At 59.3% G+C, this 23,736-nt stretch carries 21 protein-coding genes and 1 pseudogene; 11 read left to right on the forward strand and 11 right to left on the reverse strand.

What is annotated here, in order from left to right:
• Positions 1–64 precede the first annotated feature (64 nt).
• On the reverse strand, positions 65–271 hold the full coding sequence (locus KI231_RS22830; RefSeq protein ID WP_103303950.1) for a SlyX family protein: 207 nt from the start codon (positions 269–271) through the stop codon (positions 65–67).
• A 3-nt stretch (positions 272–274) separates the two neighbouring features.
• On the reverse strand, positions 275–700 hold the full coding sequence (locus tag KI231_RS22835) for an HIT domain-containing protein (protein WP_103303949.1): 426 nt from the start codon (positions 698–700) through the stop codon (positions 275–277).
• A gap of 887 nt (positions 701–1,587) precedes the next feature.
• Here KI231_RS22835 and KI231_RS22840 point away from each other — a divergent pair.
• A complete protein-coding gene (locus tag KI231_RS22840) occupies positions 1,588–2,886 on the forward strand; it encodes an OprD family porin (protein WP_103303948.1) in 1,299 nt (432 codons plus the stop codon).
• A 233-nt stretch (positions 2,887–3,119) separates the two neighbouring features.
• Here KI231_RS22840 and KI231_RS22845 read toward each other — a convergent pair whose 3' ends face one another.
• Positions 3,120–3,959, reverse strand: a complete 840-nt coding sequence (locus tag KI231_RS22845) for a mechanosensitive ion channel family protein (protein ID WP_103303947.1) — start codon at positions 3,957–3,959, stop codon at positions 3,120–3,122.
• A gap of 120 nt (positions 3,960–4,079) precedes the next feature.
• A complete protein-coding gene (locus tag KI231_RS22850) occupies positions 4,080–4,565 on the reverse strand; it encodes a YajQ family cyclic di-GMP-binding protein (protein WP_008080210.1) in 486 nt (161 codons plus the stop codon).
• A gap of 141 nt (positions 4,566–4,706) precedes the next feature.
• On the opposite strand from KI231_RS22850, the gene KI231_RS22855 reads away from it, so the two are divergent.
• The 3 genes from KI231_RS22855 to KI231_RS22865 are packed head-to-tail and all read left to right on the forward strand — an operon-like array spanning position 4,707 to position 8,294.
• The gene (locus KI231_RS22855) at positions 4,707–5,624 is read left to right on the forward strand and encodes a putative 2-dehydropantoate 2-reductase (protein WP_213026405.1); all 918 of its coding nucleotides are present in this window, start codon (positions 4,707–4,709) and stop codon (positions 5,622–5,624) included.
• 45 nt (positions 5,625–5,669) lie between these two features.
• Positions 5,670–7,706 carry a sensor histidine kinase gene (locus KI231_RS22860; protein ID WP_213026406.1) on the forward strand — a complete coding sequence of 679 codons (2,037 nt, stop codon included), beginning with the start codon at positions 5,670–5,672 and terminating at the stop codon, positions 7,704–7,706.
• 3 nt (positions 7,707–7,709) lie between these two features.
• On the forward strand, positions 7,710–8,294 hold the full coding sequence (locus KI231_RS22865) for a cob(I)yrinic acid a,c-diamide adenosyltransferase (protein WP_213026407.1): 585 nt from the start codon (positions 7,710–7,712) through the stop codon (positions 8,292–8,294).
• A gap of 120 nt (positions 8,295–8,414) precedes the next feature.
• On the opposite strand, the gene KI231_RS22870 is transcribed toward KI231_RS22865, so the two are convergent.
• From KI231_RS22870 to secA, 4 genes are all read right to left on the reverse strand, one after another.
• The gene (locus KI231_RS22870; protein ID WP_213026408.1) at positions 8,415–9,362 is read right to left on the reverse strand and encodes a Nudix family hydrolase; all 948 of its coding nucleotides are present in this window, start codon (positions 9,360–9,362) and stop codon (positions 8,415–8,417) included.
• Positions 9,359–9,991 (reverse strand): glutathione S-transferase family protein, encoded by a 633-nt coding sequence (locus KI231_RS22875; protein ID WP_213026409.1) that lies wholly within the window; start codon positions 9,989–9,991, stop codon positions 9,359–9,361. The genes KI231_RS22870 and KI231_RS22875 overlap by 4 nt, the downstream gene beginning before the upstream one ends.
• Positions 9,992–10,169: 178 nt before the next feature.
• Entirely contained in the window at positions 10,170–11,387 is a 1,218-nt protein-coding gene (gene argJ, locus KI231_RS22880; RefSeq protein ID WP_134176729.1) for a bifunctional glutamate N-acetyltransferase/amino-acid acetyltransferase ArgJ, read from the reverse strand.
• Positions 11,388–11,509: 122 nt separating this feature from the next.
• The gene (secA, locus tag KI231_RS22885) at positions 11,510–14,245 is read right to left on the reverse strand and encodes a preprotein translocase subunit SecA (RefSeq protein ID WP_103303940.1); all 2,736 of its coding nucleotides are present in this window, start codon (positions 14,243–14,245) and stop codon (positions 11,510–11,512) included.
• A gap of 308 nt (positions 14,246–14,553) precedes the next feature.
• Between secA and KI231_RS22890 the strand changes: the two genes are divergently transcribed.
• Positions 14,554–15,009, forward strand: coding sequence for a DUF721 domain-containing protein (locus tag KI231_RS22890; RefSeq protein WP_213026410.1), 456 nt, complete (start codon positions 14,554–14,556; stop codon positions 15,007–15,009).
• Between the two features lie 144 nt (positions 15,010–15,153).
• Here KI231_RS22890 and KI231_RS22895 read toward each other — a convergent pair whose 3' ends face one another.
• Positions 15,154–16,641, reverse strand: a complete 1,488-nt coding sequence (locus KI231_RS22895) for a helicase HerA-like domain-containing protein (RefSeq protein ID WP_213026411.1) — start codon at positions 16,639–16,641, stop codon at positions 15,154–15,156.
• A 189-nt stretch (positions 16,642–16,830) separates the two neighbouring features.
• Between KI231_RS22895 and KI231_RS30415 the strand changes: the two are divergent.
• The 5 genes and pseudogenes from KI231_RS30415 to gpgF form a co-directional block, all read left to right on the forward strand.
• A pseudogene (locus KI231_RS30415) lies at positions 16,831–17,862 on the forward strand (HAMP domain-containing protein); the annotation flags it as partial.
• Between the two features lie 93 nt (positions 17,863–17,955).
• The gene (locus KI231_RS30420; RefSeq protein WP_371043227.1) at positions 17,956–18,720 is read left to right on the forward strand and encodes a methyl-accepting chemotaxis protein; all 765 of its coding nucleotides are present in this window, start codon (positions 17,956–17,958) and stop codon (positions 18,718–18,720) included.
• Positions 18,721–18,976: 256 nt separating this feature from the next.
• The gene (gene gpgS / locus KI231_RS22905) at positions 18,977–20,089 is read left to right on the forward strand and encodes an N-acetylglucosaminyl phosphatidylglycerol synthase (RefSeq protein WP_213026412.1); all 1,113 of its coding nucleotides are present in this window, start codon (positions 18,977–18,979) and stop codon (positions 20,087–20,089) included.
• A complete protein-coding gene (gpgD, locus tag KI231_RS22910) occupies positions 20,082–20,858 on the forward strand; it encodes an N-acetylglucosaminyl phosphatidylglycerol deacetylase (protein WP_213026413.1) in 777 nt (258 codons plus the stop codon). Before gpgS ends, gpgD begins: the two co-directional genes overlap by 8 nt.
• Entirely contained in the window at positions 20,855–21,850 is a 996-nt protein-coding gene (gene gpgF, locus KI231_RS22915; RefSeq protein WP_103306443.1) for a glucosaminyl phosphatidylglycerol flippase, read from the forward strand. Before gpgD ends, gpgF begins: the two co-directional genes overlap by 4 nt.
• 43 nt (positions 21,851–21,893) lie before the next feature.
• Here the strand turns inward: gpgF and KI231_RS22920 are convergent, their stop codons facing one another.
• Positions 21,894–22,070, reverse strand: a complete 177-nt coding sequence (locus KI231_RS22920; RefSeq protein ID WP_177431453.1) for a hypothetical protein — start codon at positions 22,068–22,070, stop codon at positions 21,894–21,896.
• An 86-nt stretch (positions 22,071–22,156) separates the two neighbouring features.
• A complete protein-coding gene (gene purU / locus KI231_RS22925; RefSeq protein WP_007912774.1) occupies positions 22,157–23,005 on the reverse strand; it encodes a formyltetrahydrofolate deformylase in 849 nt (282 codons plus the stop codon).
• Positions 23,006–23,342: 337 nt separating this feature from the next.
• Between purU and mvaT the strand changes: the two genes are divergently transcribed.
• Entirely contained in the window at positions 23,343–23,720 is a 378-nt protein-coding gene (gene mvaT / locus KI231_RS22930; protein ID WP_103306441.1) for a histone-like nucleoid-structuring protein MvaT, read from the forward strand.
• Positions 23,721–23,736: the final 16 nt, after the last annotated feature.

Consider the following 23,736-nt stretch of genomic DNA (forward strand, 5'->3'; position numbering starts at 1 on the left):
ATAAAAAAACCGCGAGCAGCGTGCTGTTCGCGGTTTTTTTTTCGCCTGGCGGAAAGTGCCCGCCTCAATAATGCGGCGGCGGCGCCTCTTCTTCGAAGGACTCGAACTGCCCGACCATTTCTTCCTGACGCTTGAGCAGCGCGGCCATCTGCAATTGCAGACGCTCGACCACGCGCTGCTGCGCCACCAGCACGTCGTTCAACGCCTGAATGGTGTCGTCCTGAAACGCCAGACGGCTTTCCAGTTCGGTAACACGTTGTTCCAGGCTCATGATTCAGCCCTCCACAAAGGTGAAATCTTCGGTCAGCACCACACGCAACCGCGCGCGGATGGCCGCCACCTGCTCGCTGCTATAAGGCTTTGCCGGATGCCTGCCCCAGACCGGGGCCGGCCATGCAGCGTCGTCACGTTTACGAACGATCACATGCATGTGCATCTGGCTGACCACGTTACCCAGAGTCGCGACGTTCATTTTGTCGGCATCGAACAAGTCCTTGAGCAACTCGGCCAGTGCTGTGGTTTCCAGCCATAGCTGTTGCTGATCAGCGACATCCAACTGAAACAACTCGCTGATATCGTCGCGACGAGGCACCAGGATGAACCATGGGTAGTTGGCGTCGTTGGACAGCAGCAGGCGGCAGAGCGGGAAGTCGCCGATTGCCAGCGTGTCCTGTTGAAGTCGTGAATCTAAAGCAAACACTGCGCGCACTCCCGGCTGATCTACATAATTGAGCTTAGCGGCCCCGCCCAAGTGCGGCGCGCCAAGCGACAGACCGGCAGCATACCTGCGAAAGCGCTCGCCTTCACGACGGCAGTGCCGATTGAGCGCCCCGAGATGTGACATTTATCGAAACCCTGCACCAGTACAGAACCCGAAACGGAAGCATCACGCTGAAATGGTTGAAAAAACCTGAGGCGAGCACAAAGCACCCATAGCCTGAACTGTATGAATACGGTACAGCGGGTAAATTTTTTTGCACCAAAACCGCACAGTGCGTCTACGCTCAGTGCGTCGGGCATCCGCCGAATACTCACTTGTGGGGTGAACCGGTAACGTTTTTGGTTGTCGCGCGCTTGAAGCTGTGCGGCAACAACATAGAAACAATGGCGTCAAGCCCTGATAGAAAGGGGCTTGGCGCCCCGTATTCATGAGGCTTTTACAGGTAAAGACAAGCGTTCTAAAAAATAACCGCACCGATATTGCGGTTTGTGCACGCTTGTTGCATTCGTACTCATATGGACTATAAGCGCACCACGGGAAGTGGGAGCCTTAAGCCCGAAGAAAATAGTGGCAGGGTTGCCCGATGGAGATTCAAGTGTTTTGCCAGGGACTCTTTTTTAGCGATGCAAAAGGCTAGAAAAACAGCGAAAAAGTTGTCGGTCCGATTGCATCGGTACTGTGAATTTGCGACATCTACACAGCCAATTGCGACAGCGTCGTAAAGAAGGTGCAAGGTTAGATTCGCAAGTATCGCCAACAATGTCGGCGTGATATAAGTTTGCGCCGACACAAAAAGAAAGAGCCGCCCAGATAATAAAACAGGTGGGACGGCAGTACTCTTCTAAAAACCAAAGGAGCAAATCACGATGCGCGTGATGAAGTGGAGCATGATCGCCCTGGCTGTCGCAGCAGGCACCTCGCAGTTCGCAGTAGCGTCCTCTCAAGATGACGCGAAGGGTTTCCTGGAAGATCAGAGCCTGAATCTGAAAACCCGTCTGGAATACATGAACCGTGACTTCCGTAATGGCGCCGGCAACATTGCCAAAGACGGTGGCGGTTTCAAAAGCGGTTATCGTCAGGACACTGGTGTCAGCCAACTGCTGACCTACGAGTCGGGCTTCACTCAAGGCACTATCGGTTTTGGTCTTGACGCGATGGCCATGGGCACCGTCAAGCTGGATGGTGGCGAAGGTCGTTCCGGTAACGGTCTGTTTGCCCGTAATGGCGACAACGAGCCAGAAAACGCTCAAGGCAAAACTGGCGCAGCCGTCAAGTTCCGCCTCTCCGACACCACTCTGAAGTACGGTCGTCAATTCGTTGCCAGCCCTGTATTCGCTACCGATGACAGCCGTCTGCTGCCAGAAGTCGCTGAAGGCACCTTGCTCACCAGCAAAGAGATCAAGGGTCTGGAACTGACCGCAGGTCGTTTCACTGCGCTGAGCTCGCAAACCGGCATGGGCAAGGACAGCATCAACGGCAAGTCCACCCCGGGCCTGACCAGCGCCAACATCGCTGGCGCCACCTACCAGTTCACCGATAACTTCGTTGCCGGTGTTGCTGCGTCGGACGTTGATGACTACTTCAAGAAGCAATACATCAACGCCAACTACACCTTCCCGATCAATGACGAGCAGTCGCTGAACATCGACTTCAACGGCTACCGCACCAAGGATCAGGGCCAGGCGCTGTACGGCGAACTGGACAACAAACTGTGGAGCCTTGCAGCGGCGTACAGCATCGGTGCACACAAATTCACCATCGCTCACCAGCGTTCCACCGGTGACACCAACTACCTGTACGGCGTGGACGGTAACAGCACGATCTTCGTAGCCAACTCCATCCAGATCTCCGACTTCATCGGTCGCGACGAGCGCTCCTGGCAGGCTCGCTACGACCTGAACATGAAGACCTACGGCGTTCCTGGCCTGAGCTTCATGGCGCGTTACGTCAAAGGCGACAACATCAAGACCTCGTCCGACACCGAAGGTAAGGAAAACGAGTTCAACTTCGAAACCAAATACGTACTGCAGGAAGGTCCAGCCAAGGATCTGTCGTTCCGCCTGCGTAGCGCGATCTATCGTGCAAACGGTGCGTACAACGCCGACTACACCGCAGACAACAACGACGTGCGTGTAATCGTTGAGTACCCGCTGCACATCCTGTAATCAGGATGTAAATCGGCGTTACTTCAGAGCATTGCTCTAAAAAGAACCGTCCACCTGTTTCAGGTGGGCGGTTTTTTTATGGCTCTGGCAACTCACCTTTATACAATAACGTTTAGCCAGCTATCTATTAGCCAGCAAACTTTTACCTGGCCCATAAAAAAACCCAAGAGTGCGAACAACTCTTGGGCTTTTCATTAATTAACTGACCGCTGGGCCAGCTCTCAACGTTGTTTCTATACCGCAGTTTCCTGAACTACCCGAATCACCCGTTGCGGAAACGGGATATCAATGCCGGCAGTCTTTAAACGATCGCGGGACTGTTCGTTAAACATGAACATCACATCCCAATAGTCTGCGGTTTTCACCCACACACGCAGGGAAACCGTGATCGAACTGTCGCCCAAAGTCGAAATGACGGCCTGTGGCGCAGGATCCTGCAACACGCGCTCATCCTTGGCCAAATCCAGTAACACTTGACGGGCCTTTTGCAGATCAGCTTCGTAATCCACACCCACATCGAACACAACCTTGCGAGTCGGCTGACGGTTGGTGTTGGTGATGATGCCGTTGGACAGGTTGCCGTTTGGCACGATGATGGTCTTGTTGTCGCCGGTACGCAGCACCGTGTGGAAAATCTGAATGCTGTCGACGGTACCCGACACACCTTGCGCTTCGATCCAGTCGCCGATACGGAACGGACGGAACAACAGAATCAGCACACCGCCGGCGAAGTTTGCCAGGCTGCCCTGCAAGGCCAGACCGATGGCCAGACCGGCAGCACCGATCGCGGCAACGAACGAAGTGGTTTCCACGCCGATCATCGAGGCGACGCTGACGATCAGCAACACCTTGAGAATGATGTTGGCCAGGCTGCTGATGAAACCTTGCAACGCCAGATCAGCGTTACGCAGAGCCAGCAGACCGCCCAGTTTTTGCGTGACCTTGTTGATCAGCCACCAGCCTATGGCCAGGGTGATTACCGCCAGCAGCACGCGGCTGCCGTATTCCATGATCATCGGGATCCACGCCTGGGATGCCTTGACCAGGTTGTCTACCTCAGCATTCAAATCCATGTTTTAACTCCTGATTTCCGGCCATTCGGCACGCGAGGGATGAACGGCAGAAAACCGCCGGGGTGTACATAAATTCAATGTGGGAGGGGCTTTGCTGTCTCCCACAGGGTAACGAGGTGCTTAGTCGCGGAAGTTGTTGAACTGCAGCGGCATGCCGAATTCCTTGGCACGCAGGGCGGCGATGGCTTCTTGCAGATCGTCACGCTTCTTGCCGGTCACACGTACCTGCTCGCCCTGAATGGCGGCCTGCACCTTGAGCTTGGCATCCTTGATGTGGCCGACGATCTTCTTCGCCAGCTCTTTGTCGATACCTTCCTTGAGGATGGCGTCCTGCTTCATCAGCTTGCCCGAAGCGTAAGCGTCCTTGACCTCAAGGCACTGCACGTCGATCTTGCGCTTGACCAGCGCCAGCTTGAGGATTTCGATCATCGCTTCCAGCTGGAACCCGGCTTCAGCGGTCAGGCTGACGGTGAGGTCCTTTTCCTTGAACTCGAAACTGCCTTTGCCTTTCAGGTCATAACGACGATCGAGTTCCTTCACGGCGTTCTCGACCGCGTTGGTGAGTTCGTGTTTGTCCAGTTCGGATACCACGTCGAACGACGGCATGTAATCTCTCCAATAAAAAAGGCGCGCTCGATGTGCATGGAGCGCGCTTGGCTTGCGGTTAAAATCGGGCTCATTATAACGGGTCTTTTCCTGTCGACACGGCGAGCCGCACATGCCTGCAACCAATCGAGCAAAAAACTGATGTCTACCCCCTGGCATGTTCTCGGCGCCGGCAGTCTCGGCACACTTTGGGCTACACGACTGGCTCGGGCCGGAGTGCCGGTCAGGCTGATCGTGCGCGACGCGGTGCGCTTGCAAAGCTACAACGCGGCGGGCGGTTTGACGCTCGTGGAACAGGGACAAGCGAATACCTATGCAGTTCCCGGCGAAACCCCGGACAGCCCCGGACCGATCCGTCGCCTGCTGGTGGCCTGCAAGGCCTACGATGCTGAAAGGGCCGTCGCCCTCCTCGCGCCGCGCCTGACAACCGATGCCGAGCTGATCCTGTTGCAAAACGGTCTCGGCAGTCAGGACGCCGTTGCCGCAAAAGTGCCGCAGGCGCGCTGCATCAGCGCCTCCAGCACCGAGGGCGCGTTCCGCGACGGTGACTGGCGTGTGGTGTTCGCCGGCCACGGTTTCACCTGGCTCGGCGATGTCGCGCATCCGGTCGCGCCGATCTGGCTGGACGATCTGGAGGCAGCGAAAATCCCCCATGAATGGAGCACCGACATCCTCACGCGGCTGTGGCGCAAACTGGCACTCAACTGCGCGATCAATCCGTTGACCGTGTTGCACGGTTGCCGTAACGGCGGATTGCAGGCCCATCATTGTGAAGTCGCCACACTGTGCGCGGAACTGGCCGAATTGCTGGAGCGTTGCGGCCAACCGGCAGCGGCGGACAATCTGCAACAGGAAGTCGAACGGGTAATCCAGGCCACCGCCGCCAATTACTCGTCGATGTATCAGGACGTGGCCAACCAGCGCCGCACCGAAATCAGCTATCTATTGGGCCACGCCTGCAAAGTCGCTGAGCGCCACCAATTGAACCTGCCGCACCTCAATCAATTACAGCAACGCCTGGTGGCGCATCTGCACAGCCTTGGATTGCCCAGCGACTGAGCAGCGGCTACGCTGGCCACTTGTTCCTTTGCTGCGATAACCCTGATGCCATTGCGCCAGCGCCTCGAAAACCTGCCGGTCGGCCAGAAACTGCTGGCTGCCCTGCTGGTGCTGTTGACCACTGTATTGCTGGTCGCCAACCTGACTTTTATCAGCGCCGCCTATTACATCTCCCAGGAAAGCATGGCCCCGCAGGCCTTGCAGACCATCGGCCGGTTGATTTCCAACCCGAGTCTGGTCAGTGAAGCCCTGCAATCGCCACAAAGTGCCGAACGCCTGCTCAAGGAACTCGACAGCTATTCGCCGCTGCGCGCCGCCGCACTGTATGACGGCAAAGGCGAACGGCTCGCGCAAGTGCAACACGGTGACAAACTCGCTCTGCCGGAACGCTACCGGCACATCGAAGCCTGGCAACTCACCGAGTTTCGCAGCAACCAACTGATCACCCTGCCCCGTCCCGGGACCGCGCCGGGCCATCTGCTGCTGGTGGCCAGCAGTGAGCTGCCGATGGCGTTCTACACTGGCACGCTGACGGCGAGCCTGGGCATCCTGATTTTCAGCGTGCTGTTGTGGCTGGTGATTGCCCGGCAGATCAAACGCCTGATCACCCGGCCGATCCATCAGCTTGAAGAGTTGTCCCGGCAGGTCACGCGCGAAGAGAACTACGCCCTGCGCGCCTCACGCGGCAATCATGACGAAATCGGCAGCCTCGCCGAGGCGTTCAACACCATGCTCTCGCGCATCGAAGCCCGCGAGCAGCAACTCAAACGCGCCCGCGATGACTCACAAGCGGCTTACGATCAGGCCCAAGGGCTGGCCGAAGAAACCCGTCACACCAATCGCAAGCTGGAACTGGAAGTGCAGGTGCGCAGCAAGATCGAGAAGAAACTCACCGGCTTCCAGAACTACCTCAACAGCATCATCGACTCCATGCCGTCCGCGCTGATCGCCCTCGATGAGCAGCTCTACGTCACGCAATGGAACCAGGAAGCCAGCGCGCTCTCCGGCACGCGGCTGGACGAAGCGCTGAACCAGCCGATCTTCCTCGCCTTCGAACCGCTCAAGCCGTTTCTGCCGCAACTCAAGCAAACCGTCGAGCAACACACCGTGGCGAAAGTCGAGCGCGTTACCTGGTTCAAGGATGATGAGCCCAAGCATTACGCCCTGACCTTCTACCCGCTGATGGGTGGTGCCGGCCGTGGCGTGGTGATCCGTATCGACGACATCACCCAGCGCCTGTCGCTGGAAGAAATGATGGTGCAGTCGGAAAAAATGCTTTCGGTCGGCGGCCTCGCCGCCGGCATGGCCCACGAAATCAACAACCCGTTGGGCGCGATACTGCACAACGTGCAAAACATCCGCCGGCGCTTGTCGACGGAGCTGCCGAAGAACCTCGAAACCGCCGAGCAACTGGGCATTGAACTGGACACGGTCAATCGTTACCTGCAAGGGCGTGAAGTCCCGCAACTGCTCGACGGTATTCAACAGGCTGGGGCACGGGCGGCGAAAATCGTCACGCACATGCTCAGTTTCAGCCGCCGCAGCACTCGGCAAATGGCGCCGTGCGATCTGCCGGCACTGATCGATCAAGCGGTGGAAATCGCCGGCAATGATTTCGATCTGGCCATCGGTTTCGACTTCAAGGGTCAGGCGATCATCCGCCAGTTCGACCCGGCGCTCGGGCCAGTGCCAGGCACGGCCAACGAGCTGGAACAAGTGCTGCTCAATCTGCTGAAAAACGCCGCGCAAGCGATTCACCAGCGCGAAGACGACAGCGAGCCAGGACGGATTATTCTGCGCACCAAGCTTAATCCGCCGTGGGCGGAGATTCAGGTCGAGGACAACGGCATCGGCATGAGCGAGAACGTGCGCAAACGCACGTTCGAGCCGTTCTTCACCACCAAGGAAATCGGCCAGGGCACGGGCCTTGGTTTATCCGTGTCGTATTTCATCATCACCAACAATCACAAAGGGCAGATGGAAGTGCAGTCGGCGCCCGGGCAAGGCACCTGTTTCACCTTGCGCCTGCCGCTGACCCAGCCACTGCCCATCGCTGCCGAAACCAATCAACTGACGAGGTAACCCATGGGCTTTCGCCTGTCGAAGATCTACACCCGCACTGGCGACAAAGGCGAAACCGGCCTGGGCGATGGTCGCCGCGTGCCTAAGGATCACCCGCGCATCGAGGCGATTGGCGAAGTCGATACGCTGAACAGTCAGGTCGGCGTACTGCTTGCCGGATTGATTGCCGAGCGTGAAGCGACGCCCGGGTTGAATGAATTGATCGAGGTGCTGGCGCCTTGTCAGCATCGACTGTTCGACCTCGGTGGCGAGTTGGCCATGCCGGAATATCAGGCGCTGAACGCGGCGGAAATCGAGCGTCTGGAAGCGGCGATTGATGTCTGGAATGAAGAGTTGGGGCCGCTGGAGAATTTCATTCTGCCGGGCGGCTCGATGCTGATTGCGCAGGCCCATGTGTGCCGGAGCCTGGCGAGGAGTGCCGAGCGACGCTGTCAGCATTTGAATGCGATTGAGCCGTTGGCCGGGGTTGGCCTGGCGTATATCAATCGGTTGTCGGATTTGTTATTTGTGGCCGCAAGGCTGATTGCACGGCGGCAGGGGGTGGCGGAGATTCTCTGGCAGCCGGCGGCGAAACCCGCAGAGAGGTAGCGTCTGAACGGACGCCATCGCTGGCAAGCCAGCTCCCACAGGGCTTTGTGTCGTTCACAAATGTTGTGTAAACCCAAAAACCTGTGGGAGCTGGCTTGCCGGCGATGAGGCCAGCCGCCTTTACAAAGAATCAGGCCAGAATGCGCGAATCCCCGCCACACCCTGGGCCCCGCAGTTCCAGGCTTTTTCGCGCTCAGTCGGGCCTACTCCGCCCAACAAGAAAACCGGTTTACTGAACCCCTCGATCAACGTCGAAGCCTGCTCCCAACCCAGCGGCTGCGCATCCGGGTGAGTCAGCGTCGGCTGCACCGGCGACAGGGTCACGAAATCCACACCCATCTGCTCGGCCAGCGCCAGTTCTTCGGCATTGTGGCAAGACGCCGCCAACCAGCGCTCCGCCGGCAATGGACGCCCCGCTGCCGCATATTTACGCAACTGCGCGGCGGTGATGTGCCAACCGGCGGACGGGAAATCTCCCAACCATTCGAATGGCCCCTTGATCATCAACTGCGCCTTGCCCGCGCACAGACCCGCCGCGTCCACTGCCAGATCGCGATACCTGGGGTCGTAACCGTTCGGCGCGCGCAGCTGGATCAATTTGATCCCGCCCGCGATTGCCTTCTGGATGCCACGCAGCAAGGCTGGCGTTTCGAGGTCTTCCGGAGTGATCAGGTATTCAGCGGGCAAACGCGCCGCCGCCACAATCGGCTGATTGGCAGCCGGGAACTCGTAGTTCGCCAGCTCCTTCGCGGTGACCCAGGCCAACGGTTGACCTTCTGCGCCGTGGGGTTCGCCGCTGAAGCTCGACACTTCCCAGACATCCAGCAATACCTGTTTGTCGGGGTAGTCGTGGCGCACCTTGATCAAGGGTCGGGCAGCACCCACGACAATGCCCAACTCTTCGTGCAGCTCGCGGGCCAGTGCTGTTTCGACCGACTCTTCAGGCTCGACCTTGCCACCGGGAAACTCCCACAGACCACCCTGATGCTGGGTGTCGGCACGACGAGCGATGAGAATTTTGCCAGCCTCGTCACGAATGACAGCGGCGGCGACGTGTACACGTTTCACGGATTCAACTCCTCCAGTCCAGCCTTTTGCCAGGCCTTGAAGGCCGGCCATTGGTAGACGGTTTCAACATAGGCTGCGTCGGCGGCCGGCAACTTAACCTGATAGGTGCGCAGACGCACTGCAATCGGGGCGAAGAAGGCATCGGCCAGGCTCACACGGCCAAACAGGTACGGCCCTTCTTCAGTGGCGACGGCACGGCATTCGGCCCACAGCGCGAGCATGCGTTCGATATCGACCTTCACCTCCGGCGGCACCGGGTTCAGCGGTGCGTCGTGGCTGAGGTTGAACGGCATGTGGTTGCGCATGGCGAAGAAACCGCTGTGCATTTGTGCGCAGGCAGATCGGGCCTGAGCACGGGCGAAGAGATCGGTTGGCCAGAGCTGCTCGGACGGGAACTGCTCGGCGAGGTATTCGGCAATCGCCAGAGAGTCGGCAATGGTGCCGCGGGCGGTTTTCAGCAGTGGCACCTTCGCGGTCGGCGAAAGCTTGAGCAGTTGCTCGCGAGTGTCGGGCTTGCCGAGTTTGATCAGCTCTTCGGTGTAGGGCGCACCGGTCAGTTCAACGGCCAGGGCGGCGCGCAGGGACCAGGAGGAAAGCAGTTTGTCGCCGATGATCAGGTGCAGGGACATGGTTGGGTGCCTTCTCGTCAGGGAAACAATCCAGAATGTCTGGCGTCTGGTCGTCCGTCATCGCTGGCAAGCCCGCTCCCACAGGTAGTTTGGTGTCCGCAATATTTGTGAACGACAAAAACCCCTGTGGGAGCTGGCTTGCCAGCGATGAGGCCGGAAACCGCTCCCACCTTATGGATCAGGTGCGGTATTCGGCGTTGATCTTCACGTATTCATGCGACAGGTCGGTGGTCCAGATGGTTTCGCTGCAATCGCCACGACCCAATTCGATGCGGATGGTGATTTCTTCCTGCTGCATCACCGCCGAGCCCTGCGCTTCAGTGTAGGTCGCAGCGCGCGCGCCACGGCTGGCAATGCACACGTCGCCGAGGAACACGTCGATCTTGCTCACGTCCAGATCCGGCACGCCGGCACGGCCGACAGCGGCGAGGATACGGCCCCAGTTCGGGTCGGAGGCGAACAACGCGGTCTTGATCAGCGGCGAGTGCGCCACGGTGTAGCCGACGTCCAGACATTCCTGGTGATTGCCGCCGCCATTGACTTCAACGGTGACGAACTTGGTTGCGCCTTCGCCGTCGCGAACGATGGCCTGGGCCACGTCCATGCACACTTCGAACACCGCTTGTTTCAGTTTGGCGAACAACTCGCCTTCGGCACGGGTGATTTCCGGCAGCGCAGCCTTGCCGGTGGCAATCAGCATGCAGCAGTCGTTGGTCGAGGTGTCGCCGTCAATGGTGATGCGGTTGAACGACTTGTTGGCGCCGTCGAGCATCAGGTTGTGCAGCACATCGCGGGAGACTTTGGCGTCGGTGGCGATGTAACCGAGCATGGTGGCCATGTTCGGGCGGATCATGCCCGCACCTTTGCTGATGCCGGTGACAGTGATGGTCACGCCATCATGTTCGAACTGGCGGCTGGCACCCTTTGGCAGAGTGTCAGTGGTCATGATGCCGGTGGCGGCCGCTTCCCAGTTGTTTTCCGAGAGATCGTCCAGTGCGGCTTGCAGTGCGCCTTCAATCTTCTCGACCGGCAGTGGCTCGCCGATCACCCCGGTGGAGTACGGCAGAATCTGGCTGGCATCGACGCCCGTCAGCTCGGCCAGTTTCGCGGTGGTGCGCTCGGCAGCAGCCAAACCAGGCTCGCCGGTGCCGGCGTTGGCATTGCCAGTGTTGGTCAGCAAATAACGCACGGCGTTGTGTACGCGTTTTTTCGCCAGAATTACCGGCGCCGCACAAAAGGCGTTCAAGGTGAACACGCCCGCCACGGTGGAGCCTTCGGCGCAGCGCATCACCACGACATCCTTGCGCCCCGGGCGCTTGATGCCGGCCGAGGCGATACCGAGTTCAAAACCGGCAACCGGGTGCAACGTTGGCAAAGGACCAAGACCAACAGCCATGAATGCGCTCCTTACTCAATGATGTCAGCACCGCCACTCGCAGCGACGATGGTTTAAATGGCAAAACGCCGCGACGGCAGAAGCCGGTCGCGGCGCGGGTATTTCAGCGATTGAAACGGGTTTTACTGGATCTGCCCGTGGCAATGCTTGAATTTCTTGCCCGAACCGCAGTAGCACAGTTCGTTGCGGCCCAGCTTCTGCTCGTTGCGAACCGGGGCAGTGGCGAGGGCCACATCGACCTCCTCACCCAAGGCTTCCGGTTGATCCAGACCAGGCGCTTCGGCGTGTTCGAACTGCATGCGGGCGGCCAGCGCTTCGGCTTCCTGACGCAGGCGTTGCTCTTCGGCTTCCGGATCTTCGCGGCGAACCTGAACGTGCGACAGCACACGGATCGAGTCGCGCTTGATCGAATCCAGCAGCTCGGAGAACAGCGTGAACGACTCGCGCTTGTATTCCTGCTTCGGGTTCTTCTGCGCATAACCACGCAGGTGGATGCCGTGACGCAGATGGTCCATGGTCGACAGGTGGTCTTTCCACAGATCGTCGAGTACGCGCAGAACGATTTGTTTCTCGAAGGAGCGCAGTGCGTCGGCACCGGCCTGGTCTTCTTTCTCGTTGTACGCCGCCATCAGCTCGGTCATGAGCTTCTCGCGCAGGGTTTCTTCGTACAGGTGATCGTCTTCGTCGAGCCATTGCTGGATCGGCAGTTTCACGCCGAAGTCGCTGGCAATCGACGCTTCCAGACCGGCTACGTCCCACTGCTCAGGCAGCGATTGCGGCGGAATGTGCGCGCTGACGGTGGCGTTGAGCACGTCCTGACGGAAATCGGCGATGGTTTCGCCGATGTTATCAGCGGCCAGCAACGTGTTACGCATGTGATAAATCACTTTACGCTGTTCGTTGTTGACGTCGTCGAACTCGAGCAGTTGCTTGCGAATGTCGAAGTTGCGGCCTTCAACCTTGCGTTGCGCCTTCTCGATCGCGTTGGTCACCATGCGGTGTTCGATCGCTTCGCCCGGCTGCATGCCCAGAGCTTTCATGAAGTTCTTCACCCGGTCAGAGGCAAAGATGCGCATCAGGCTGTCTTCCAGCGACAGATAGAAGCGGCTGGAACCGGCGTCACCCTGACGGCCGGCACGGCCACGCAGCTGGTTGTCGATACGACGGGATTCGTGACGCTCGGAAGCAATAACCTGCAGACCGCCGGACTCCAGCACTTGCTGGTGACGCTTCTGCCAGTCGGCCTTGATCTGGGCGATCTGCTCAGGGGTCGGGTCTTCCAGCGAAGCCACTTCCACTTCCCAGTTACCGCCCAACAGGATGTCGGTACCACGACCGGCCATGTTGGTGGCGATGGTCAGCGCGCCCGGACGACCGGCCTGCGCGATGATCTCGGCTTCTTTTTCGTGGAACTTGGCGTTCAGAACCTTGTGTTCGATGCCTTCCTTCACGAGCAGGCTGGACATGTGCTCGGAGGTTTCGATGGTCGCAGTACCCACCAGCACCGGACGACCGGCCGCCATGCTTTCCTTGATGTCCGCCACGATGGCCGCGTACTTCTCTTCGGCCGTGAGGAACACCAGGTCGTTGAAGTCTTTACGCGCCAACGGTTTGTTCGGCGGAATGACCATGACTTCCAGACCATAGATCTGGTGGAATTCGAACGCTTCGGTGTCAGCGGTACCGGTCATGCCGGACAGCTTGGTGTACAGGCGGAAGTAGTTCTGGAACGTGGTCGAAGCCAGCGTCTGGCTCTCGGCCTGGATGTTCAGGCCTTCTTTCGCTTCGATGGCCTGGTGCAGGCCTTCGGACAAACGACGGCCCGGCATGGTACGACCGGTGTGTTCGTCAACCAGCACGACCTGGCCGTCCTGCACGATGTATTCGATGTTGCGGTTGAACAGCTTGTGCGCACGCAGACCGGCGTAAACGTGGGTCAGCAGGCCCAGGTTGTGCGCCGAGTACAGGCTCTCGCCTTCAGCCAGCAGGCCGACGCGGGTGAGCATGTCTTCGATGTATTGGTGACCGGCTTCGTTGAGTTCGACCTGACGGGTCTTCTCGTCAACAGTGTAGTGGCCAGCCTTGGTGACTTCGCCTTCGACTTCTTCGACGTGCAGTTCCAGCTGCGGGATCAGTTTATTGATCTCCATGTACAGCTTGGAGCTGTCCTCGGCCTGACCGGAAATGATCAGCGGAGTACGCGCTTCGTCGATGAGGATGGAGTCGACTTCGTCGATCACGGCAAAATTGAGTTCGCGCTGGAATTTTTCTTCCATGCTGAACGCCATGTTGTCGCGCAGGTAGTCGAAACCGAATTCGTTGTTGGTGCCGTAGGTGATGTCGGCGGCGTACGCCTGGCGCTTCTCTTCCGGCGGCTGGAACGGCGTCACGACGCCGACGGTCAGGCCGAGGAATTCATACAGCGGGCGCATCCAGTTGGCGTCACGGCGGGCCAGGTAGTCGTTCACCGTCACAACGTGCACGCCCTTGCCGGACAGTGCGTTGAGGTAAACGCCCAGGGTAGCCACGAGGGTTTTACCCTCACCGGTACGCATCTCGGCGATCTTGCCTTCGTGCAAGGTCATGCCACCGACGAGCTGCACGTCGAAGTGGCGCATACCCATGATGCGCTTGCCGGCTTCGCGGGCGACCGCAAAGGCTTCTGGCAGCAGCTTGTCGAGGGTTTCCCCTTTGGCGATGCGGGCCTTGAACTCATTGGTCTTGGCGCGCAATTGATCGTCCGAAAGGGCCACCATTTGCTCTTCGAAGGCATTGACGAGCTGCACCGTCTTGAGCATGCGTTTGACTTCACGCTCGTTCTTGCTTCCAAAAAGTTTCTTTAACAAAGGCGCAAACATATCGGCAGGATCTTCCACACTAAAGGGATGGAGGGCGGCCCCGTGAGCGTCGCCCGTGCAGCCCTCATGGCCGCATGCGAACGAGCATTCTACCCGGAAACGGAAGTGAGGAAAGTGGCGATGTTCCACGATGCTGGCACTGCGCTTTGACGGGGCTCACTTAAAATAGGGGCGTTTTGCTCAACTTCAAGTCATGAAAGGCAGAAGTTAGTCGTTGATTTAATGGGTAAAGCGGGGGCAAAAGCAATGGGCGAGTGATTTCGGCCTTTCTGCTACCATGGCGTTTCTGTTACTTCAGGTGTTCGATCATGGCATTTCGCCCTCTTACGGCCAGAGCACCCGCCGTTCTCCTGCGCGAAGCCAAGCCGCTCAAAGCCATCCTCGGCCATGCCCAACGGCTGGGGCATTTGCAACGCCTGCTCGAAAGCCAACTGCAACCCGCCGCCCGCGAACATTGCCATGTGGCGTCGTGGCGTGAAGGCAGTCTGTTGCTGATTGTCACCGATGGTCATTGGGCGACACGTCTGCGTTATCAGCAGAAGCGTCTGCAACGTCAGTTGCAGATGTTTGACGAGTTCGCCAGCCTGACGCGAATTCTGTTCAAGGTACAGCCGCCGACGGTGCAGCGCGGGGTTGTCGGCAATACGATGGATTTGTCGACGGATGCCGCGGCAACGATCCAGGCGACAGCAGACGGGATCAGTGATCCGGGGTTGCGCGCGGCGCTAGAGCGGTTGGCGGCGCACGCCAAAGACAAGACCTGACCCTCTATTCTGAATCTGCATGCAATTCCAATGTGGGAGCGAGCCTGCTCGCGATGAGGCCGTGTCAGACAACGTGGGGGTTGAATGGCACAACGTTTTCGCGAGCAGGCTCGCTCCCACATTTGGATCTCCAACAAAGTGCTATCAGCGGCGTTTGCTGCCGCCGAGTAACGAACCCATCAAACCGCGCACCAGTTGTTTACCGAGGTTATTGGCAGCCTGGCGCATCGCCGACTTCAGCGCCTGACCTGCTGCCGTACCGAGGAACTCCCCTGCCCTGTCGGCGAGACTTGGCTCTTCGGCCGCCGGCTTGCCTGCGGGCGTTTCAGCTTCCGGCGCCAGATCTTTGCGGCCCATCAGGATTTCGTACGCCGACTCGCGGTCAATCGGCTTGTCATAGCGCCCCTTGAACGGCGAACCGGCAATCAGCATCGTGCGCTCGGTTTCGGTCAACGGCCCGATCCGCGATTGCGGCGGTGCGACCAGCACGCGCTGTACCATTTCCGGCGTGCCTTTTTCCGCCAGGGTGCCGACCAGCGCCTCGCCAATCCCCAACTCCGTCAGCACCGACAGGCTGTCGAACGCCGGATTCGGCCGGAACCCGTCCGCCACGGCGCGTAAGGATTTCTGCTCCTTGGCGGTAAACGCGCGCAAGCCATGCTGAACACGCAAACCGAGTTGCGCCAGCACATCGTCCGGCAAGTCGGTTGGCGACTGGGTGACGAAATACACACCCACGCCTTTCGAACGGATCAGCCGCACCACCTGCTCCAACCGCTCCTGCAAGGCCTTCGGCGTATCGCCGAACAACAAATGCGCCTCATCGAAAAACAGCGCCAGCAGCGGTTTGTCGGCATCGCCACGCTCCGGCAACTGCTCGAACAACTCGGCCAGCAGCCACAGCAGGAACGTCGCGTAGACCTTAGGTGCCTCGTGTACCAGACGACTGGCATCGAGCAGATGAATGCGCCCACGACCGTCAGCCGCCGGTTGCAGGATGTCTTCGAGTTGCAATGCCGGCTCGCCAAACAAGGCTTCGGCGCCCTGCTGCTCCAGCGTCGCCAGACGCCGCAACAGCGCCTGACTGGAACCGGTGGTCATCAGCGCCGCGTCTTCACCCAACAGTTGCGGATTGTCCTTGAGGTGATTGAGCAGCGCTTTCAGATCTTTCAGATCCAATAACAACAGCCCTTCGCGGTCGGCAACTTTGAACGCGGCGTATAGCGCCGACTGCTGGCTGTCAGTGAGTTCGAGCAGACTGCCGATCAACAGCGGGCCCATTTCACTCAGCGTGGTCCGCAATGGATGACCGGACTGACCGTGAATGTCCCACAAGGTCACTGGATACGCCTGCGGCTGGTAGTTGAGCCACGGCATGCCGGCGATGCGCTCGGCGACCTTGCCCTGCGGATTGCCGGCGGCACCGAGACCGCACAGGTCGCCCTTGATGTCGGCGGCGAACACCGCGACACCAGCGTCGCTGAAGGCTTCGGCCAGACGCTGCAAGGTCACGGTTTTACCGGTGCCGGTCGCGCCGGCGATGAGTCCGTGGCGGTTGGCCAGGCGCATGGCCTGGGCGATCGGTTGCCCCGCGAGATCGGCGCCGATTACGAGTTGCGATGAGTCAGGCATTTTGTCACCCAATGGTTAATCTTTATTTCGCGATGGCCGATAAATAGAGGCGAGAACCTGACTGAAAAGTCGGGTCGGACATTTCCCTAGGGAGAGACGGAAATATCAGCTTGTATTCACCCTTGCCCATATTGCGCGTCTTTATAAAAGCACGCCCAGGACATTAAGACCTTAGCGGAACCCCAAGCCATGAACAAAAATCTGCGCTTCAGCCATAAAATTTTGCTTGCCGCCGCCCTCATCGTCATCGCCGCTTTCGCCTCGTTTACGCTGTACAACGACTGGCTCCAGCGCAACGCGATTCGCGATGACCTGAACAACTATCTCAACGAGATGGGCGAGGTCACCGCCGGCAATATCCAGACCTGGCTCAGCGGCCGCATTCTGCTGGTCGAGAACGCCGCTCAGAACATTGCCATCAATCCCGAACCCGCCAACGTCGCCAGCCTGCTGGAGCAGAAAACCCTGACCTCGACGTTCATGGCCACCTACCTGGGCGATGCCACCGGCCACTTCACCATCCGCCCGGACGTGAAGATGCCGGACGGTTTCGATCCACGGGTACGGCCTTGGTATAAAGGCGCCGAAACCAGCAGCACCTCGACCCTGACCGAACCGTACATCGACGCGGCCACCGGGCAACTGATCATCTCCATCGCCACCGCCTCGAAAAAGGCCGGTCAGAGCGTTGGCGTGGTCGGCGGCGATCTGAGCCTGCAATCGTTGGTCGACACCCTCGCCGCCCGGGATTTCGACGGCATGGGTTATGTGTTCCTGGTCAGCGCCGACGGCAAGATCCTCGTGCACCCGGACAAAGCGCTGGTGATGAAATCGCTTAAAGAAGCGTATCCGCAGGACACCCCGCGCATCAGCAGCGACTTCAGTGAAGTCACCGTCGATGGCAAGACCCGCATCGTCACCTTCGCCCCGATCAAGGGCCTGCCGTCTGTGAACTGGTACATCGGCCTGTCGGTGGACAAGGATCAGGCCTTCGCGATGCTCAGCCAGTTCCGCACCTCGGCGGTGATCGCGACGGTGATTGCCGTGGCAATCATCATTGCCCTGCTCGGTATGCTGATCCGCATTCTGATCCAGCCGCTGCACGTCATGACACGCGCCATGGAAGACATTGCCGATGGCGAAGGTGACCTGACCAAACGTCTGAACATCGTCAATAACGATGAATTCGGTGTTCTCGGTACGGCGTTCAACCGCTTCGTGGAGCGTATTCACGGTTCGATCCGCGAAGTGTCCTCGGCCACCGGGCAGGTCAACGAAGTCGCCCTGCGCGTGGTCGCGGCGTCGAACTCGTCGATGTACAACTCTGATCAGCAGGCTTCGCGTACCAGCAGTGTTGCCGCCGCGATCAACCAGCTCGGTGCCGCCGCCCAGGAAATCGCCCGCAACGCCGCGCAAGCCTCGAACCAGGCCAGCGACGCTCGCGGTCTTGCCGAAGATGGCCAGCAGGTGGTGGATCGCAGTATCAAGGCGATGAATCAGTTGTCGAGCATGCTCAGCGCGTCGAGCAGCAACATCGAGTCGCTGAACAGCAAAACCGTGAACATCGGCCAGATTCTCGAAGTGATCACCAGCATTTCCCAGCAAACCAACCTGCTGGCGCTCAACGCCGCGATTGAAGCGGCGCGTGCCGGTGAGGCCGGCCGTGGTTTTGCCGTGGTAGCCGATGAAGTGCGTAATCTGGCGCACCGCACCCAGGAATCGGCGCAGCAAGTGCAGACCATGATCGAGGAGCTGCAAGTCGGCGCCCGTGAATCGGTGAGCACCATGAGCGACAGCCAGCGCCACAGCCAGGACAGCGTGGAAATCGCCAACCTGGCCGGTGAACGCTTGAACAGCGTGACCCAGCGCATTGGCGAGATCGACGGGATGAACCAGTCGGTGGCGACGGCGACCGAAGAGCAGACGGCCGTGGTTGAATCGATCAACGTCGATATCACCGAGATCAATACGCTGAATCAGGAAGGCGTGGAGAACTTGCAGGCGACGTTGCGCGCTTGTTCGGATCTGGAGCAGCAGGCTTCGCGCCTGAAGCAGTTGGTGGGCAGTTTCCGTATCTGAAGATCAAAAGCATACCCCCTCACCCCAACCCTCTCCCCCAAAGGGGGCGAGGGGGAAAGGGAGCCGATCTTCAAGCCTTTCAAAACTGAGTTCGGCTCGGTATTTCAGGTCGGCGTAACTCGAAAAAACAACTCGATCAGTCCCCTCTCCCCCGGGAGAGGGTTAGGGTGAGGGGCCCACCGCGTAATCCCGACCGAACATCTATTCTGGATAAAGGTCAACCAAGGGAGAACAACGCAGCGGAGGGACGATCACCGTGCACATCGCCGACATCACCATGTTCTACGCCCCGGCCAGCGGTGGCGTACGCACTTACCTGGATGCCAAGCACCGACGGCTGGGCGTCAAGGCGGGGATCCGCCACAGCCTGCTGATCCCTGGTGCGCATTTCGGTGAACACGATGGCATTTACACGGTTCCCGCTCCCGCCCTGCCCTTCGGCAAGGGTTACCGCTTCCCCGTCCGACTAGCCCCTTGGCGCAACGTCCTGCAGGATTTGCAGCCGGATCTGATCGAAGTCGGCGACCCTTACCTCACGGCTTGGGCGGCACTGGATGCCCGGCGGCAGCTGGATGTGCCGGTGATCGGTTTTTATCACTCGGACTTGCCGCTGCTGGTCAGTAATCGTATGGGCCATTGGCTTACGCCGAACGTCGAGGCCTATGTCACCAAGCTCTACGGCAACTTCGACCGGGTACTGGCGCCCAGCCAGGTGATGGCCGACAAACTCACCGGTCTCGGCGTGCGTAATGTTTTCGTGCAGCCGCTGGGCGTTGACTTGCAAACCTTCCACCCCGACGCCCGCGATCCGGGGCTGCGCGCCGAATTGGGTATTGGTGACGACACACGCCTGCTGATCTTCGCCGGACGCGGCTCAAAAGAGAAAAACCTGCCAGTCCTGCTCAAATGCATGCAACGCCTTGGCCCGCGCTATCACCTGCTGTTGGTCGGCTCGGCGATGCCCGCCGTGGTGCCGGACAACGTCAGCGTCATTGATGAGTTCTGCAAGGCTCCGACCGTCGCTCGTTTGATGGCCAGCGCCGATGCGCTGGTACATGCCGGCGATCAGGAAACCTTCGGGCTGGTGATCCTGGAGGCCATGGCCTGCGGTATTCCCGTGGTCGCGGTGGCGGCTGGCGCCTTCACCGAAATCGTCAACGACAGCTGCGGCCTGCTCTGCACGCCGAACAATCCGCAAGCGATGGCCAATGCCGTGCGTGAGCTGTTCAGTGGCGGCAGCCGCGTCCTCGGCCAACAGGCGCGCCAGTATGTCGAGCGCCATTACGCCTGGGACACAGTGGTCGACAGCCTGCTCGGTCACTATCACGCGGTACTCGGCGATTCGACTCCGAAGGTGGCCAATGGCTGAAGCCTGCGAGCGTCCCGCGATCCTGCTGGTCCTGCACGATGTGGCGCCCTCGACGTGGGCGGACTATCGCCCCTTTGTCGAAGCCGTCGATGCGCTGGGCCGTATCCCCATGACCTGGCTGGTGGTGCCGGACTTTCATGGGCACGACGCCCTCGACGCCCATCCCGCGTTTTGCCGGATGCTCAGCGAGCGAGTCGCCCGTGACGATGAACTGGCTTTGCACGGCTATTTTCACAGTGATGACGGGCCGCCACCGACCTCGCCCCGGGACTGGTTCATGCGCCGGATTTACACCCATGAAGGTGAGTTTTATAAGTTGCCCCATAGCGCCGCCCTCGCGCGTCTGCGTTCCGGCATCGAAGTGTTTCAGCGCTACGACTGGCCGCTGCACGGTTTCGTCGCCCCGGCGTGGCTGATGAGCGATGGCACCCGCCAGGCGCTGCGCGAACTGCCGCTGCACTACACCAGCGATCCGCAACATCTTTATCGTTTGCCGGATTTCAGCCCGGTCGAGGCCCCAGGCTTGGTCTGGAGCGCCCGCAGCGCCTGGCGTCGAGGCCTGTCGAAAATCCTCAGCGAGCAGCGTCAACAACGCTGGCGCCAGGCGCCGGTGATTCGGCTAGGCTTGCACCCGGTGGACATGCGCCACAACTTCTCCCGCGATTACTGGTTTAACACCCTGCAAAGGCTACTGAATGAAGGACGCGTACCAATGACCAAAACAAACTGGCTCGCTCAACAGCGCGGTCAACCGGGACGCGCCGCATGAGTCGCGGCATCGTCTTGCTGGTCGGCCTGCTCGCCGCCGTACTGATCCCGCTGCTGCTCGGTGGCAGCGATATCTGGGCGCGTCTGCAAAGTTTTCCGCTGCCTTGGCTACTGATCATGTTCGGCATGATTTTGCTGTGCTGGGGCATCAATACCCTGCGCCTGCGGTTACTGCTGGGCGATCAACGGGATCAAGTCACCCCGCTAAAAAGCCTCGGCGTAGTGATGGCCGCCGAGTTCGCCTACTGCGCGACACCCGGCGGCAGTGGCGGCCCGCTGACGATCATGGCGCTGCTGGCCCGAAGCGGCGTGCGCCCGGCCCGGGGCAGCGCGGTGTTTGCCATGGATCAGCTCAGTGATTTGCTGTTCTTTCTCTGCGCCCTCAGCGGGATTCTGATTTACGCGCTGTTCCAGCACCTCAGCGACCGTATGGAAGGGTTGCTTATTGTCAGCGCCGTGTCGCTGTTCGGCGGCTTGTGCAGTTGCGTATTGCTGGCGCGCTATCACCGCCAACTGATTCGCCTCAGCGGACGCTTGCTGATCCGCCTCAACGTGCGGGCCAGTACCCGCCGCCGCTGGGCGCGCAAGCTGCTGCACTTTCTCGCAGCGTTCATCGATACGCTGAAGCTGCCGTGGCAGACGCTGAGCAAAGTCTTCGCCCTGACCTGCGTGCACTGGTTGCTGCGCTACAGCGTGCTGTATCTGGCGCTACGCGGATTGGGCGCGGATTTGCAGTGGGCGTGGAGCTTTCTGGTGCAGATGGTCTCGCTGGGCGCCGGGCAGTTCAGTCTGTTGCCTGGTGGCGCAGGTGCGGCGGAACTGACTTCGGCGGCACTGCTGGCGCCGATGGTCGGCAAATCCACCGCCGCAGCGGCGATTCTGATTTGGCGGGTGGTGACGTTCTACTTCTATCTGGTGGTGGGTGGGCCGGTGTTTTTGATGATGCTCGGGCGGCCGTTGCTGAGGAAATTGATGAAGGTGCGTCAAGCCTGAAAGATCGCAGCCTTCGGCAGCGCCTACATTGAACGGCGGTCTTTCAATTCGACTCGGTACTTTCGTCGGACTCCGGTTTCACCTGCTCCCACAACTCGGCAGCACCCGGAAACTCCGTGCCGTCCTCAGGGCTCATGTCTTCGGGGTCATAACGACTCAAACAGCCTTCACCCAAGGTGGCGGGTGCTTTGGATGTGGCTTTGTCGAGTGGATCGCTCATGAGCTTTTCCTCAAGTCTGAAACGGCGAAGGGCCTGAAGCGATTGAACGCCCAGGCCCTTCGATTTTCAAGCACGCGAGGGTTCGATCAGAACACCACGGTCTTGTTGCCGTGCACCAGCACGCGATCTTCGAGGTGATAACGCAGGCCGCGCGCCAGCACCATCTTCTCGACGTCACGCCCGAAACGCACCATGTCTTCGATGCTGTCGCTGTGGCTGACACGGACCACGTCCTGCTCGATGATCGGGCCGGCATCCAGCTCTTCGGTCACGTAGTGGCAGGTCGCGCCGATCAGCTTCACGCCTCGCAGGGACGCCTGATGGTACGGCTTGGCGCCGACGAACGACGGCAGGAAGCTGTGGTGAATGTTGATGACTTTGTGCGCGTATTCGCGGCACATGTCCGGCGGCAGGATTTGCATGTAGCGCGCCAGCACCACCACTTCGGCGTCGTGCTGTTTGACCAGGCGCGACACTTCATCGAAGGCCGGTTGCTTGTCCTGCGGATTGACCGGGACATGGTAATAAGGAATGCCGTGCCACTCGACCATGCTGCGCAGGTCGTCGTGGTTGGAAATCACGCAGGAGATCTCGCAATCCAGCTCATCGCTATGCCAGCGATGCAGCAAGTCAGCCAGGCAATGGGACTCGCGGCTGGCCATCAGCACTACGCGTTTTTTCTGCTCGGTGTCAGTGATGCGCCAGTCCATCGAGAACTCTTCGGCAATCGGCGCAAACTTCTCACGCAGAACTTCGATACCGAATGGCAGCGAGTCGGCACGAATTTCGTGACGCATGAAGAACCAGCCAACCTGATTATCCGAGTGGTGGCTCGCTTCGGTGATCCAGCCATTGTGGGCTGCCAGAAAATTACTGACTTTGGCAACGATGCCAACGCGGTCCGGGCAAGAAATCACCAGCCGAAAAGTGCGCATGAGGGGGAAACTCCAGAACTTCGCAAAGGCCGCCATTCTAGCGACTGCGCAACAAAACTGCAGTATTGATCAACGTCGGCGTGGACATCGCCCCGGCCGCAGGCTTTTTGACGGACTGAAACGTCAACGTGATGGCGGTGCAGTGGCAGTGCCTGATCAGATCACTGTGAATATCTGTGATGACTGCATCACACTATTTAACTGAACATTCAATTGGCTGCTAATTCTCGTAACTAATTTAAATAAAAAGTCCGCTTAAATGTTTACTTGATGAAACAGCCTGACTATTATTGCGGCACTGTCCCCTGCCATCCAGCACTCTACTAAGGTAGTAATCATGTCCTTGATCAACGAATATCGCGCCACCGAAGAAGCTATCAAAGAGCTGCAAGCCCGTTTGAAGAACCTGTCGCAAGACGACAAACTGCAAACCGAGCTGGAATTCGAAGGCAAACTGCGCACCCTGATGGGCGAATACTCCAAGTCCCTGCGTGACATCATCGCGCTGCTGGACCCGGAATCGAAAACCAAAGCTCCACGCGGCGGTGTAGCAAAAACTACCGGCACCAAGCGTGCTCGCAAAGTTAAACAATACAAAAACCCGCACAACGGCGAAGTCATCGAAACCAAAGGTGGCAACCACAAGACTCTGAAAGAGTGGAAAGCCAAGTGGGGCGGTGACGTGGTTGAAGGCTGGGCTACCCTGCTGGGCTAAGCCGTAACGTCTTCGC

It is taken from the genome of Pseudomonas sp. Seg1, from assembly GCF_018326005.1.
Taxonomy (GTDB): domain Bacteria; phylum Pseudomonadota; class Gammaproteobacteria; order Pseudomonadales; family Pseudomonadaceae; genus Aquipseudomonas.

Excerpts from the sequence above, each read along its gene's own strand:
- gpgD (WP_213026413.1), top strand. The coding sequence starts at position 20,082 with ATGGCTGAAGCCTGCGAGCGTCCCGCGATCCTGCTGGTCCTGCACGAT.
- gpgF (WP_103306443.1), top strand. The coding sequence starts at position 20,855 with ATGAGTCGCGGCATCGTCTTGCTGGTCGGCCTGCTCGCCGCCGTACTG.
- mvaT (WP_103306441.1), top strand. The coding sequence starts at position 23,343 with ATGTCCTTGATCAACGAATATCGCGCCACCGAAGAAGCTATCAAAGAG.
- KI231_RS22890 (WP_213026410.1), top strand. The coding sequence starts at position 14,554 with ATGGCATTTCGCCCTCTTACGGCCAGAGCACCCGCCGTTCTCCTGCGC.
- argJ (WP_134176729.1), bottom strand. The coding sequence starts at position 11,387 with ATGGCTGTTGGTCTTGGTCCTTTGCCAACGTTGCACCCGGTTGCCGGT.
- purU (WP_007912774.1), bottom strand. The coding sequence starts at position 23,005 with ATGCGCACTTTTCGGCTGGTGATTTCTTGCCCGGACCGCGTTGGCATC.
- KI231_RS22845 (WP_103303947.1), bottom strand. The coding sequence starts at position 3,959 with ATGGATTTGAATGCTGAGGTAGACAACCTGGTCAAGGCATCCCAGGCG.
- KI231_RS22895 (WP_213026411.1), bottom strand. The coding sequence starts at position 16,641 with ATGCCTGACTCATCGCAACTCGTAATCGGCGCCGATCTCGCGGGGCAA.
- KI231_RS22850 (WP_008080210.1), bottom strand. The coding sequence starts at position 4,565 with ATGCCGTCGTTCGACGTGGTATCCGAACTGGACAAACACGAACTCACC.
- KI231_RS22860 (WP_213026406.1), top strand. The coding sequence starts at position 5,670 with ATGCCATTGCGCCAGCGCCTCGAAAACCTGCCGGTCGGCCAGAAACTG.
- KI231_RS22855 (WP_213026405.1), top strand. The coding sequence starts at position 4,707 with ATGTCTACCCCCTGGCATGTTCTCGGCGCCGGCAGTCTCGGCACACTT.
- KI231_RS22865 (WP_213026407.1), top strand. The coding sequence starts at position 7,710 with ATGGGCTTTCGCCTGTCGAAGATCTACACCCGCACTGGCGACAAAGGC.
- KI231_RS22830 (WP_103303950.1), bottom strand. The coding sequence starts at position 271 with ATGAGCCTGGAACAACGTGTTACCGAACTGGAAAGCCGTCTGGCGTTT.
- KI231_RS22920 (WP_177431453.1), bottom strand. The coding sequence starts at position 22,070 with ATGAGCGATCCACTCGACAAAGCCACATCCAAAGCACCCGCCACCTTG.
- KI231_RS30420 (WP_371043227.1), top strand. The coding sequence starts at position 17,956 with ATGTACAACTCTGATCAGCAGGCTTCGCGTACCAGCAGTGTTGCCGCC.
- KI231_RS22840 (WP_103303948.1), top strand. The coding sequence starts at position 1,588 with ATGCGCGTGATGAAGTGGAGCATGATCGCCCTGGCTGTCGCAGCAGGC.
- secA (WP_103303940.1), bottom strand. The coding sequence starts at position 14,245 with ATGTTTGCGCCTTTGTTAAAGAAACTTTTTGGAAGCAAGAACGAGCGT.
- KI231_RS22875 (WP_213026409.1), bottom strand. The coding sequence starts at position 9,991 with ATGTCCCTGCACCTGATCATCGGCGACAAACTGCTTTCCTCCTGGTCC.